At 37.4% G+C, this 14,333-nt stretch carries 9 protein-coding genes; all 9 read left to right on the top strand.

Annotated elements, in window-relative coordinates; all coding sequences use genetic code 11:
• The 9 genes from ACN5J7_RS08600 (at position 1) to ACN5J7_RS08560 (ending at position 14,331) form a co-directional block, all read left to right on the top strand.
• On the top strand, positions 1 to 1,659 hold the full coding sequence (locus tag ACN5J7_RS08600; RefSeq protein ID WP_418603595.1) for a RagB/SusD family nutrient uptake outer membrane protein: 1,659 nt from the start codon (positions 1 to 3) through the stop codon (positions 1,657 to 1,659).
• 66 nt (positions 1,660 to 1,725) lie between these two features.
• On the top strand, positions 1,726 to 2,646 hold the full coding sequence (locus ACN5J7_RS08595) for a DUF5017 domain-containing protein (protein WP_418603594.1): 921 nt from the start codon (positions 1,726 to 1,728) through the stop codon (positions 2,644 to 2,646).
• Positions 2,647 to 2,855: 209 nt separating this feature from the next.
• Positions 2,856 to 4,328 (top strand): T9SS type A sorting domain-containing protein, encoded by a 1,473-nt coding sequence (locus ACN5J7_RS08590; RefSeq protein WP_418603593.1) that lies wholly within the window; start codon positions 2,856 to 2,858, stop codon positions 4,326 to 4,328.
• A gap of 252 nt (positions 4,329 to 4,580) precedes the next feature.
• Positions 4,581 to 5,801: a glucuronyl hydrolase gene (locus tag ACN5J7_RS08585; RefSeq protein WP_418603592.1), complete on the top strand. Its 1,221-nt coding sequence runs from the start codon at positions 4,581 to 4,583 to the stop codon at positions 5,799 to 5,801.
• Positions 5,802 to 5,811: 10 nt separating this feature from the next.
• On the top strand, positions 5,812 to 7,308 hold the full coding sequence (locus ACN5J7_RS08580; protein ID WP_418603591.1) for a sulfatase: 1,497 nt from the start codon (positions 5,812 to 5,814) through the stop codon (positions 7,306 to 7,308).
• A 10-nt stretch (positions 7,309 to 7,318) separates the two neighbouring features.
• Positions 7,319 to 8,131, top strand: a complete 813-nt coding sequence (locus tag ACN5J7_RS08575; protein WP_418603590.1) for a hypothetical protein — start codon at positions 7,319 to 7,321, stop codon at positions 8,129 to 8,131.
• Between the two features lie 57 nt (positions 8,132 to 8,188).
• A complete protein-coding gene (locus ACN5J7_RS08570) occupies positions 8,189 to 11,260 on the top strand; it encodes a chondroitinase family polysaccharide lyase (RefSeq protein WP_418603589.1) in 3,072 nt (1,023 codons plus the stop codon).
• 81 nt (positions 11,261 to 11,341) lie between these two features.
• A complete protein-coding gene (locus ACN5J7_RS08565) occupies positions 11,342 to 12,910 on the top strand; it encodes a DUF4955 domain-containing protein (RefSeq protein ID WP_418603588.1) in 1,569 nt (522 codons plus the stop codon).
• Positions 12,868 to 14,331, top strand: coding sequence for a sulfatase (locus tag ACN5J7_RS08560; RefSeq protein WP_418603587.1), 1,464 nt, complete (start codon positions 12,868 to 12,870; stop codon positions 14,329 to 14,331). The genes ACN5J7_RS08565 and ACN5J7_RS08560 overlap by 43 nt, the downstream gene beginning before the upstream one ends.
• The last annotated feature ends 2 nt before the right edge of the window (positions 14,332 to 14,333 follow it).

Raw genomic sequence — 14,333 nt, 5'->3', positions numbered from 1 at the left:
ATGAAAATAAAATTTATAATAATTACAATTCTATCAACCTTATTGTTTCAGGGTTGTGATGAGCAATTAGAAATCGCACAAGAAGATAATATTACTTCTGAAACGCTATATGGTACACCAGCTGGCGCTTTAGCAGGTTTGGCAGGAGCCTACAGTCGAGTGGTTGCTGTCTATAGGGAGGCGGTAATTAACGCTCAGTACCCAACTAATTGGACAGACGAAGGATTTTATAATAGAAAAGGAGCCCGAGATATTAGAAAAAATAATTTTACTGCTTCAGAGCCCATGTTAAAAGATATTTGGGGCACCTATTATGAAGGGATTTCTGCAGCGAACACACTTATAGTAGGTCTTGAAAAATCACCATTGGAATCACAAGTAAAACAAGAGTTTACGGCTGAGGCTCATTTTTTAAGAGCGTTTCTTTATTTTGATCTGCAAAAAGCATTTGGGGGTACTCAAGGTGTTCCAATGCCTTTGGAAGAAACCAATAAACAACTGTTGCCACGAACACCAGGTATTGATGTGTTCAAACAGATTGTAGCAGATTTAGAATTTGCAGAGCAGTATTTACCTAATGCATCTGAAGCAGTAGCAGGGCGCGCAAGTAAGAGTGCAGCTAGAGGATTATTGGCTAGAGCCTACTTGTATATGGCAAGTGCGCCATTTAATGAGGCAGGTGCCTATGAGAAAGCCAGAGATTGGAGCAAGAAGGTGATTGATGATTCTTATCATCAATTAAACCCTAGTTATGCTGATGTATTTAATGAATTGGCCAGAGGGAATTATGAAACCAAAGAAACCCTATTTCAAGTTGGGTTTTCGTTCGCCGATTTAGACTCTAACCAATCTTCTAAGTTAGGTTCTGCTTTTGGTATTAAGTTTGACGACGAATCTTGTCCAAATGGGTCCGGTGATTTAAAAGGTAAAGGATTTGGGTTAACCTATGCTACCATTTCCTTGGTTTTAAAGTACAGGAATGATCCGGATGATGAAAGAGGTTTATGGAATACTTTGCCATATTTTGGTAAAAGAAATGATAACTGTGAATTGGGGCTGATCAACAGTCAATTTCAGTACCCTGCATCAAAATACCGTAGATATTTAGAGCCTAATACAACCAATACGAGCTATGGGTCGCATCATTGGCCTGTATTGCGTTTGTCGGAGATGTATTTGATATACGCTGAGGCTGTAAATAAAATATCACCGGGCTCTAATGAGGCTTTAAATGCTGTCAACCATGTAAGGGGTAGAGCAAATGCTACGCCTATAACTGTAATTTCTGATGGTGCTATTCAAGAAGAACGTCTGTTGGAGTTATGCTTTGAAGGTCATAGAAAATACGATTTAGTAAGGTGGGGCTTATTAGATCAAAAGGTTAATGAAACTAAAACCACCATGGAAACTTTAGCTGCAGATCCAAATTTTATGAATGAAGACTGGACCACATTTGGCACCTTTGAATTAGATGCCAATGATATTCCAGTATTTGGTGATATGCCCGTTAACAGTAGTCCAAGAAGAAATACAATGAATGCTTCATTCGACTTTTATGATGGTTACAATGATTTTGACCCCGGTAAACACTATATACTGCCGATTCCAGAGCAGGAATTGGGTGTAAATACTAACCTCAAACAAACCACAGGTTGGTAATTAACCAAAAAAATATAATAATTAAAAGAAAAAATTAAAATGAAAAAATCAGTTTATGTATTAACCATGTTATTCTTCGTAATCTTCGGGATTCAAAGTTGTGAAGACCTAGAGACCGTGGATGTTCCAAATTTTGAAGTTGTTTTCAACGATAACGCTAAAGTAGGAGAACCTGTAGAATTTAAGGTGAATAATGCACCTAACTTCTTATATTTCTATGCTGGTGATTTTGAACATCAGTATAAATATCGCGACAGAACCAATGCAGAAGGTACCGTAACCATGTCTTTTTTGAACTCTCAAAAATGGGGTTTAGGTGATAATAGTGAAGGACTTTTAACTGTATGGTATTCTAGGGACTACGATGGAAGTGGTACTCCAGAAGCTGTGAATACAGCAACATGGACAGAAATATCAGATAGATTTAACATCTCCACCTTATATGATTTTACCCTGCAGGAATCTGGGGTTGTTGACATTACAGATTTAGCAGATGGAAATCCAATTTACTTCGGTTTTAAATACTTTTGTGATAACACAGCTACAAGACCGTCAGAGTGGTATTTGGACGATCTAAATATTCAAATGGATGTAGCCGATGCACCTGCGCCACTTACGGTAGCCACAGAAAAGGTTCCTGGATTCAAGCCTGTTGATGTACAAGGGGTAGTGTCAGGTTGGAACGCTAACAAGTGGTATTGGGATAGCGGTAAAGGAAGCGATGGTTTGTGGCGCATGCGAGGCCAGGTTAAAGTTGGTGGACAATGGATAACCAATGAGGATTGGTTAATTACCAACGCTATTAATTTAACAAAGGTAAATCCAGATAAAGGAGAGGCGTTAAAAACATATTCAGAAAAACTCGAAACCTTTGAGTACACTTACTCAAAAGCCGGTACCTATACCGTAACATTTATTGGGAATAACGAAACCATACGTGGACAAGAAGAGAAAATTCAAGAATATACAATTACAGTAACGGATTAAATAATCCGTTTGTTTTAGTGTCCCCAATGTTCTGTATTATAATTATACAGACTTTGGGGCTTTTTTTTTCTTATCAATTTGTGTGTTGGTTAATTAACCCCCTCTATATGAACGCACATCCCCTTTTTAAAACAGAGCATTCTGTTTAATTTTATGATATTCAAATTTTTATTAAACAATATCCATAACTTTTAAAACATTTAATTATTATGAAGAAAATTACTTTTAAAATAGCCTTGTTTCTAACCTTTATGTTGGCTGTGGTGTCAATCAACGCCCAGACTATTTTCTATGAAGATTTTAGATACGAGAATGAAGGAAGGGGCTTTACAGTTCAGAAAGTTGCCTTAGGTGGACAAGCAGCCAATCAAGTTGGTAAAAGAGTAAGCGATGTAGTAGATGCCTTGGATTCTAGCCCGGTATTCGATGAAAGTTCGAGGCCCACAAATAGAATTCCGGCAGGAACAGCAAGAGATCAAAGGACTATTGCGTTTACCAACACCAGTGGGTCTCCGGCAGATACCAATTACGAAATAGAAGCATGGGCGTTAATGACCAATCAGGATTTGTCTTCAGCGAATGCTCCTAAAGTATCATTTTGGTCACAACAAAGATATGTTTTTGGTGGTGGCGCAACCCTAACGGTTTGGGTTTCTGAAAACTATACGCATGGTAATGCACCAAATACCGCGACATGGACAAATGAAACCGGAAACATTATTGGTAGTATCGCTACTTCTGATGTATCTCCTCAGACCTATGTCAAAGGTGAGGTTGATTTGTCTGCTTATACAGGATCATCCGTAACTATAGCTTTTAAAATGGTAACAGATAATTCGGCATTTAGTTCAGGGGTTAGTCAACACGGAACTTTTTATATTTCAGATGTAAAATTCGAAGCTACACCACAAGATGTCGCAGATGGTGCTTTTTCTGCATTAAATACAAGTTTTTCTGGGCAAACAGATGTTTTTAACACACCAAGTGCCGCAATAGCAGATGGCAATTTTACAAACACAACTAAATGGGCAGATGTTCTAACATCAAATACTTCGGTTCCAAGATTAGCGGAAGCTTTAATTCCTATAGGAGAAGGTTATAAATTTGAGGTTTCTAGCGCCTATAACCCTGTTGCAATTTCTGAAGTAAGGTATGTTTTGGCTAATGGAACTTCTAATAAAGGCGCTCCAGATGAATCTGAGTGGGTCGTACAAGGTAGTAATGACGATAGCAATTGGGATAATTTAAGTACTCCACTAGGAATGTTCAGTGGCAATAGTGGTGCAGGTGCCGAGTACCCAATCACTTTAACAACTTCGCAGGCCTATAGATATTACCGTTTTGTATTGTCCAAAGCTTGGACACCTAATTCAGCTTTTACAGCCTTGCAACAATTGGATTTTACAGTTGATAGCTCTGTTGTATTATCAATTAAGGATGAAGTGTTAAATCGAGCGTTTTCAATCTATCCAAACCCAGCAAAAGAAACATTAAACATTAGCCGATTGGATGCTAACATTAATATTAGAAACACAACACTTTTGGATATGACAGGTAAAGTGATTTACAATACAGGTTTTTCTGAATCTATAGATGTAAGCAAATTTTCTCCAGGATTATATCTTTTAAAGTTAGAAACTCAAGAAGGTGGAGTATTAACTAAAAAAATTATCTTAAAATAATTAAAGACTAATAATAGATTAAAAATAAAGGCCTCAACTGCTTCGAAATATAGTGGTTGGGGCTTTTATTATGGCTTATATGTGTTAAAATGAACAGGTATAACCGCTTTAATGAACAATTATACCCTCAGCTTTTTTTATTAAAATACTAATCTTTGTTTCGGTGCTGCATTTAAATTTAGTTAAATAAAAAATGTTAGATCAGCCTTGTAATAATATAATTTAAAATTGAATAAAACCATGCGATTTAAAATGCTTTTCCTAACATGCTTCGTTTGTTTCGTGGCTTGTAAAAACTCAAATAAAACAGATGAAGCTTTTGCAGTTTCTAAACCTGAAATCCAAATAGATTTACAAAAACAAATTAATGACTGTGAAAAGCAGTTAGAAATTGCTGTGCCTAAGTTAACGGACTTGACAAAGCACCCACGCCTTATAGAAACTGACGAAACAGAATGGAAACAAGTAGGAAATCATAAATTAATTTGGACCTCTGGTTTTTACCCAGGCGTGTTGTGGTATACCTATGATGTTACAGGGAATAAGCGTTGGAAAGACGAAGCGATAAAACGCACCGAGGTTTTTGAGGATTTTAAAAACATTACAGAACACCACGACATCGGTTTCATGATGTTTCCGGCTTATGGCCTAGGCTATGAAATTGGCGGTAAAAAAGAATATAAAGATATATTGCTTACCTCGGCGGCTTCGCTTGCCTCAAGGTTCAACCCTAATGTGGGTACCATAAAATCGTGGTCCAACAAAATGCACCCAAGGTGGCAACAACATATTACAATTATAGATAATATGCTGAATTTAGAGTTATTGTTTTGGGCGGCCAAACACGGTGGCGACAAAAAGTTCTACGACATTGCCGTAAAGCATGCCGAAACCACCATGAAAAACCATTTCAGGGACGATTTAACCTCGTGGCACGTTTTAGAATACGATTCTGTTACAGGTAAAGTGCTAAACAGACATACCAAGCAAGGTTATGCAGATAATAGTCGTTGGTCCCGTGGTCAAGCTTGGGGTGTGTATGGTTACACAATGGTTTATAAGGAAACAAAAGATAAAAAGTTTTTAGATTTTGCACAAAAGATAACAGATGCGTATTTAGATTTATTGCCAGAAGATATGGTGCCAGCTTGGGATTTTGATGTGCAAGACGATCCCAAAGAAGAAAAAGATGCCTCAGCAGCGGCTATCGTAGCATCAGCATTATTGGATTTAAGCACTTTGGTTGAAGATGAAGCAGACCAAATGCGCTATTATAATGCTGCCATTAAAATGTTAAAATCTTTAGGTTCAGAAAATTATTCAGGAGTCGGTAAAGCAGATTCATTTTTGCTGCATTCTACTGGGGCAAAATCATTAGGGCACGAAATTGATGTGGCTCTTATTTATGCCGATTATTATTATATTGAAGCATTATCTAGATTAAAAAAATTAAAGACAAACAATAAATTATAGTATCCTAGAAATGAATTATTTAAAGGTTTTTTTATTCTTTTGTATCGCCGCATTTATGGTTGCTTGTAAGTCAAAGTCGAATCCAGAAGCGGCTAAACCTGAGAGGCCAAATATTTTGTTTATTTTTCCTGATCAGTTTAGAAATGCAGCTGTTGGCATCAACAATCAGGACCCTGTTCATACGCCTCATTTAGACCAGTTGGGAAAAGAAGGTATGGTTATATCCAATGCCATTAGTAATTATCCATTATGTAGCCCATATCGTGGGATGTTGATGACAGGTAAATTACCCTATAATAATTCGGTGTTGAGCAATAGTAATTCACGACGTTATAAATACAACAACTCATGGCAAAAGGATGACGTAAGTATTTCAGACGTTTTAGTGAAAAACGGTTACGATGCTGGTTATGTGGGTAAGCTTCATTTACGCTCCCCAAAACCAATTCCGGGAAAGGATACCGTAATTTGGGACGCTTATCAACCTAAAGAACTAAGGCACGGATTTAATTTTTGGTATGCTTACGGAACCTTTGATCAGCATAATACGCCGCACTATTGGATAAATGATGCCAAGGAGGATGAACTGACTTATGTTAATGAATGGTCCCCAAAGCATGAGGCTGATGTTATTATTAATTACATTAAAAACCCATCATTACAAACTAGAGATGCAAACAAACCTTTTGCTTTATTTTGGTCTGTTAATCCTCCACATCCTCCTTATCAATATGTTCCTGAAAAGTATTTGAAGCATTATAAAGACAAATCTTTAGATCAATTACTAGTAAGAGGAAATGTAGATTTGAATACAGATGCTGAGGATTTGGCATTTCATTCAGGAGCAACAAGGAAGCGCACCCATTTGGCTAAAGAGCATGTTCGTAACCATTTTGCCATGGTTACTGGTGTGGATGAGCAAATAGGTCGGGTTTTAAAAACCCTAAAAGACGAAGGGTTAGAAGATAATACCATTGTTATCATTACCTCAGATCATGGTGAAATGATGGGGAGCCACGGTTTAATGTCTAAAAACGTTTGGTTTGAAGAAGCCATAAATGTACCTTTCATTATAAAGTGGCCAAAGAAAATTAGAAGTAACCAAAAAAGTGATTTGATTGTAAGTGCAACCGATATTATGCCAACCATTTTAAACCTGGTTGAAGCTACTGATGGTATGCCTATGGATTTAGATGGCCAGGATTTATCCTCAATTATTTTAAATAACGAAGGGGATAAGCCGACTTCGGCATTGTATTATTTTATTTTAGAAGGACAGCCAGAATCGGGGCACCGTGGTATACGTACTCACAAATATACTTATGTAATAACAATCGACGAGAAAAACATAGAACGTAAGTTTTTGTATGATAACACAAACGATCCATATCAACTTAACAACTTAATAGGTAGTGATGAAGATACAGAAAAGAGGCTTCACGAAGAACTGCTTAAAAACTTAAATGAAAAGCAGGATCCTTGGTTGAAAAAGTATCAAAAGTTATAATGGGTGTTTTATGTCCAAATTAAGCATGTTCAATCATTCAAGTCTCTTAAAACAAGGTTTCAAACTACTTAAATTTGGTTTTAGTTTCAGTCTTATCATGTTTGTTTTAAGTTGTGAAAAACAAGGTAAATCAACGGCTTTTAAAAGTGACTTTGTTAACAAAAGTACTGCAACACTAATAGGTTCAGAATATGCTGTAAACTCGAAGCATGATTGGCACATAACTGATAATAGAATTGAATGCTTGGTCAGTACCGAAGACAGAAAGATGTATTTGCTTACACGTCAACTTTCAGATCAAAAGGGGGATTTAGAAATGCAGGTAAGTTTAGGTTTTTTTAATAATAAAATAACAAGTTCCAATCTCAATTGGGCAGGATTTAATATCGGATTTCAAGGTGCCTTAAAGCAGCTTGATGGTAAGGCCAATGACAATAAGGGTATAAATTTAGGTGTTTGTACAAATGGCTCGTTGTTTATTGGTAATCCTAGCCCTAATAAAAAAAATGACCTAGTTGTTGACCAACTCCCAAAAGGTTTAAACTTAGTTTTAACAATCAGACCAAATGGAGAGACCTATACCTTGTTGGCTGCAATTTATAATAAGGAAACTGGCGCATTACTGTCTAAAGTATCAAAAAAGCAGGTTATGCCTAATGAATTGACCGGAAGACTGGCTCTTGTTAGTAACTTTGAAAATCTGGGTAACCCCAAATTATACAGGAAGAAAAGCGTATGGTTTAGTGACTGGAACATGAGAGGGTCTAAAATAATTGTAAACTCTGATGAGTTAGAACATAAAAATGAGATTAAAAGAAATTAAAGTAGGTGTTAGGACTTTTATTTTTATGAGTTACACCGTTTAACAAATGCATAGATTATGACTTTCAACCCCTTTAAAGCACAAAACAATATATTAATAGGTATTTTATTATTGATGATAAGTAACTTAGTCGTGGCTCAAAGCAGTGAGTTACCGGCTGTGGAGTCTTTTGAAGAGGCTTCGGTTTTAACCAAATTCAATAAAACAAATAGTTCATTAGCACTTAGTGATTCACATTATCGATATGGCCGGAATTCGTTAAAATGGGAATGGCAAGGTGAAGCTTCCTTTGGAACTTCAAATTTCAGAGAACTTTCCCATGCAGAAAGTCCTCTGCGATACGGAGCACATTTTCCGGCGAGTCCCACACTGCACATGTCCATTTATAATGAAACTGCCCAGAATGAAACCATTACTATTTCATATGAAACCCAGGGCGAAACTCAGGTGTATTTTAGCGTTCCATTAAATTTTACAGGTTGGCGACGAATTTGGGTGCCTTTTTATGAAATGAATGGAAATCCGCCCAAAAAAGGAAGTGATGTAGATTACGATTACTTTAAGATTTCAACAACGGCGGCAAGTGGTACCTTATTTTTTGATGATATTATCTTCTCTCAATACCAAGATGATAGACACCAATACCCCGACTTAATTGTACCTTTTATAAAGGCAAATGATAATCCGGGTAAAGATCATTGGTTACCATTGATTTCGAACTTTAAGCAAATTCAAAGCTTGGAGCCAAGACCTGTTTCTATGGCCATTCGAATGGATTTAAAAAAGTTCGAGCAAATGATTGATGCAGATATGGTTATTGATAAGAAATATAAGGTTTACATCAGCGCATTAACAGAAATGTTTGATAAGCTACAAATAACAGATAACGGTACTACGGTTTTGGGACCTCCTTTAAATTTTAATGATGGACAGGAGTACTTTAATAAAAAGAAACAGGGTTCACGGACATTTAATGATATAAAGGATCTTGGAACGGTAATGAAAAAATTAGCAAACTTCCACGATAGGGCCAATGACTCAGAGCGTCAGGAAATTGAGCGTATGTTTTTACTTGGTACAAAATATTACTTAGATCAAGGTTGGCAAGCAGGTTCTAATGGCGGTACAAGACATCATATAGGTTATAACGTTAGGGAAATTACAGAGGGCTTTTTTAAAATGAGACACTTTTTGTATGAAAACAATCTATTAAAACAAGTGGCTTCTAGTTTACATTGGTTGTATAATTTAGGCATGGTTTTGGACAATGAAGAAAATTTTCATGTTAATATAGACTACTTAAATACTCAGGCCTATTACCACCTCATGCTCATTTTTATGTTTGAAGAACAGGAAATGCAAGCTGAAATGCTAAGAGCCTATTCCAACTATTTATCTATAACCTTAGCACAACAAGACGAAGAATGGGGTTTTAAAATTGACGGAACAGCATGGCATCACAACGGGCATTATCCGGCTTATGGCTATGGTGCTTTTCAAAATGTACCCAAAATTATTTACACGTTATCAAAAACACGTTTTCGAGTAGGTACCGAAGGACACAAAAATTTTAAAAATGCATTTTTGGCAACGCGTAAGTATAGTCAAAAATACGATTGGGGCTTTGGGAATGCAGGGCGTCATCCACTTGAAGCCAACAATATAAAGAAGTTTAGACAACAGTATTTGCACATGGCATTGGCTGGAAATCCAGAAGGAACTGCCGAAATCGATAAAGAGGTCGCCGCTGCATATTTAAGGCTTTGGGGCGATGAAGATTTGCTGAATACCTCACTTTTTACCAGTTTACATGACATAAAAAAAGAAAATTTAACAGGCTATTACACCTTTCCTTATGCAGCAACCGCAGTGCAAAGGCAAAACAATTGGGCGGCCATTATTAAAGGTTACAGCAAATATGTTTGGGCGTCGGAAATTTATATAGATGAAAACCGCTACGGCCGCTATCCGGCCAATGGCACCGTACAATTGTTAAGCGAAAAGGGCGAAAAAGGCAGTGGGTTCAGACAAGAAGGTTGGGATTGGAATCGTTACCCCGGGGCGACCATCATCTATTTGCCATTAAAAGAACTGGAAGCCAAAATGCCACTGATCATGTTCCGGTCCAACGAAACATTTGCCGGTGCCACAAAATTGGGCGACAATGGTGTTTTTGGCATGATACTTAACGAAGGAAAAGGTTCTAACGCCGACGGCCCTGAAACAAAAGTGGGTTACCCCGGTAAATTGTATGCTAAAAAATCAGTCTTTTCTTTCGGAAAAAAATTGATTTGTATCGGTACCAATATTTCAAGTATCGATGATAAAAACCCGACGCAAACCAATATTTTTCAATCTTTTTTAGAAGATAAAAAAGCACCTATTTATAGCTCTTCTGAAAAAATAACGAAATTTCCTTACACGGCAACGATTGCTTCCGAAGCTACTTCGAAAAACTGGATAACCGATCCTTACGGAAATGGTTATTATATGTTATCTGGAAACCCCATTCAGTTTAAAAAAGAAAACCAACAATCCTATCATAATAAATACTCTATAAATACAGGCAAAAACAATAAAAAGGCGAAAGGTGCCAAAGAGACCGAAGGCGATTATGCCTCGGCGTGGATTAATCATGGGATGGCGCCAAAAGATGCAAGCTACCAATATGTTATTTATCCGTTTTTAAGTGAACCCGAATTGAAAAACTTTGGTAAAACTGTTTCAAAAGATAATTCATATAAGATACTTAGAGCCGATGAAAAAGCACATATTGTTTTAGATAAAACCACAAAAACAACAGGTTACGTTATATTTGAAGCCGATACAAACTTAGAAAACGGTGCTTTGAAAACCATGTCTAAACCAGCTTTGGTCATGGCGCGTGAAGATAATGCCAACCGAATAACGTTAAGTGTTGTAGAACCTGATTTGAACTTTAAACAGATTAAGCAAAATAAGTTTGAAAACTACAGTAGGACAGTAAGTCTTACCTTAACGTTAAACGGAAAATGGGATACTGCTATTACTGGCACGGTAAAAGCCGTGGACCATACTGGCGACGTAACCACTATTACTTTAGAGTGTGTACACGGTTTACCAAACGAGTTTAGCTTGTTAAAATTATAGAAAGTACCTTAAAAACCCATAAAAATAATTGTTTTGAAACGTTTGCTTTTAATTGTTTTAGTCCTTTTATATCTGTATTGTATGAGCGCCTGTGCTCAACCCAAGGCACTAATATGGAAAAAGTATACTAGTGAAATTACAGACCCGGGCATTCCAAAACTTTTCGATTATTCGTATGCGGGTTATCAATTGGGCGAAACCGGTATCCCGAAAAAACACAAACATTTAAAAGTGTTTAACGTGATGGATTTTGGAGCCATTCCCAATGATTCTATTTCTGATCAAGAGGCGATACAGTCGGCTATACATGCCGCAGAAAACAACAAAGGCGGTGTGGTGTTTTTTCCTGAAGGGGAGTTCAAGGTAAATGTAAACCCGACCAGAACCAATCCTATTGAAATAACGGCTTCAAACATCATTTTAAAAGGAAGCGGTATGGGCAAAAACGGAACGGTAATCCAGATGAAGGACCACATGCCGCGACGCTATCCCGACGAGCCCGAATGGAAAGTGAGCTATATGTTCAATTTTTTTCCGAAGAAGAAAGCAAGGGCGACAACAAACATTTCAAAACAGGCAAACGCGGGCGATGATGTGATTGAAGTTGAAAACGCCGAAATATTCAAAAATGCCAAATACATCCAGTTGCAAATGCCCTATAATGTAGAGGCCGCCAAAACTGCTTTGCAGAAGAAAACTCCACGTCCACATTGGGAAAAGGTTGCAGAAAAAGGCGTAACCTTTATTGAAAACCACGCCATAAAACGTATTTCTGGAAACACTATTACCTTAAAAGATCCTTTAATAAATGAAATAAATGCGGCTTACAATTGGCAAGCAAAACCATTTTATTCGCTGGAAAACGTTGGTGTTGAAGATATTTTTTTTAAAGCGAATTTTAACGATAAATTCGTGCATCACAAAAACTATATTCACGATAATGCGTGGTCCATTATTGCTATGAACCGTGTTGCGAATTCGTGGGTACGCCGTTGCCGTTTTAGCAATGTTACCGGTGCCGTATCCATAAATAATGGTTATGCCTCATCCATTTTACAGCTTTTGGTCCACGGCAACAGCGGGCACAAATTAACCAACGTTACACAATCTACCCGGGTGCTTACGGGCTTGATACACGATGCTTCAAATTATGGGCAATTCCACGGGGCGGCTATGTCGCACAAAACATCGGGTTCGGTAATTTGGCGCGTAAAGACCCCGAAACAAGGTTGGGACTCACATGCCGATATTCCCATAAATAATTTGGTCGACTTATATGAAGGCTCTAAAATGACCAACCATGGCGGGTTTTATAAAAACGAGCCACATCATTTAAAAGGCTTAACGTTATGGAATTATAAAAGGGTGGGCGACACCATTTCAAATTATGATTTTTGGAGTCTTTCGGGAAAAGGTATGTATTGGGGATTTGCCGTTGTTAATCCAACGATTGTGGGGTTTCATGGCTCTAAATCGTCTTTTAATGAAAAAAATATTGGTTACTTAGAAAGTTTGGGCACTAAGGTTTTTCCCGAATCTCTTTACGAAGCGCAACTTAAGCACCGTTTGGGGAATACCCCAAAATGGGTTTGCAAAACTTTGAAGCAATGGCAAAAAACAGAAAAGAAATGGTTGCAAAATACACTGTAATTATGAAGAAATTTAAAATAACATTTTTGATCATCTTGAGTTCTTTTGCGGTTTCGTTTGGGCAGAATAAAAACCAGCCCAACATAGTTTTAATCATGACCGACCAACACCAAGCCGAGGCCTTAAGTGTGGCCGGAAACCCAAATTTAAGTACACCAAATTTAGATAAGTTGGTAAAAACCGGCATTCATTTTAAAAATGCTTATGTTACATTTCCGTTGTGTACACCGTCGCGTTCCAGTATGTTTACAGGTAAAATGCCACATAATTTAGGTGTAAATTCTAATGAAAAAGGTGATAAAGAGATGCAGCCCAAAGACAAAAAAACGGGGCTTGGGCACGTTCTAAAACAAGCGGGTTACCATTGTGTCTACGGCGGAAAATGGCATGCTCACGAAGCAGACATGGTCGAGGGCAACGGCTTTGAAAAAATAGCCGATTTTGGCGATATACCCTTGGCCGAAAAAAGCATCAACTATTTAAAATTGAGAACGGCAAAAACGCAACCTTTCTTTTTGGTGGCCTCTTTTGATAATCCACACAATATCTGCGAATGGGCCAGAAACCAGCCTTTGCCTTACGGAAATATTCCACCAGTACCATTAAGCGAAACGCCAGAATTACCGGTTAATTTTAAAAAATCTGAAACCTTTCCGGAAGCTTTGGAAATAGAGCAAAATGCTTCGGTAAAAATCTATCCGACAAAACAATACACCGAAGCCGATTGGCGCCAATACCGACACGCCTATTACCGATTGGTAGAAAAAGTAGATCATGAAATCGGTAAGATTATCGATGCCATTGACGATTTGGGTTTGCGAGACAACACTATTATCATCTTTACCAGTGACCACGGCGATGGCAATGCCTCACACGGTTGGAACCAAAAAACAGCACTTTTTCAAGAAAGTATCAAGGTGCCTTTTATTGTCAATTATAAAAACGCTAAAACTTCCGAAAGAAAACATAATCCAACTTTAATTTCCAACGGATTGGATTTGTATCCTACCATTTTAGATTTTGCGAATATTACAATTCCCGATGGGTTTTTAGGCAAAAGCATAAAGCCACTTCTAGAAAATACAAGCACCTTTAAACCGCATGATTATTTGGTGGTTGAAACTAAGTTTGAAGGAAAACAAGCCCACGGTACCCAAGGTCGTGCAGTAATTGGCAACCGTTATAAATACGTGCTTTACGATTGGGGGAAAAATAGGGAGCAATTCTTCGATTTAAAAGAAGACCCGTACGAAATGAATAACTTGATATACTCTAAACACCACATAAAAAACATTGATCAATTTAGGCAAACCCTAATCGATTGGTGCAAAGATACTAACGATACCAAATTTTTAAAAAAAGCCGTAATACCGAGTACTAGCAAAATGTATTCCAGTGAATTATTCGATAAACCTTATTAATA

The sequence above is a fragment of the Hwangdonia sp. genome (genome assembly GCF_048381975.1).
GTDB classification, from domain to species: Bacteria; Bacteroidota; Bacteroidia; order Flavobacteriales; family Flavobacteriaceae; genus Hwangdonia; species Hwangdonia seohaensis.
Note: the sequence above shows the minus strand (reverse complement) of the source record. Positions and strands in the feature narration are given on the sequence as shown.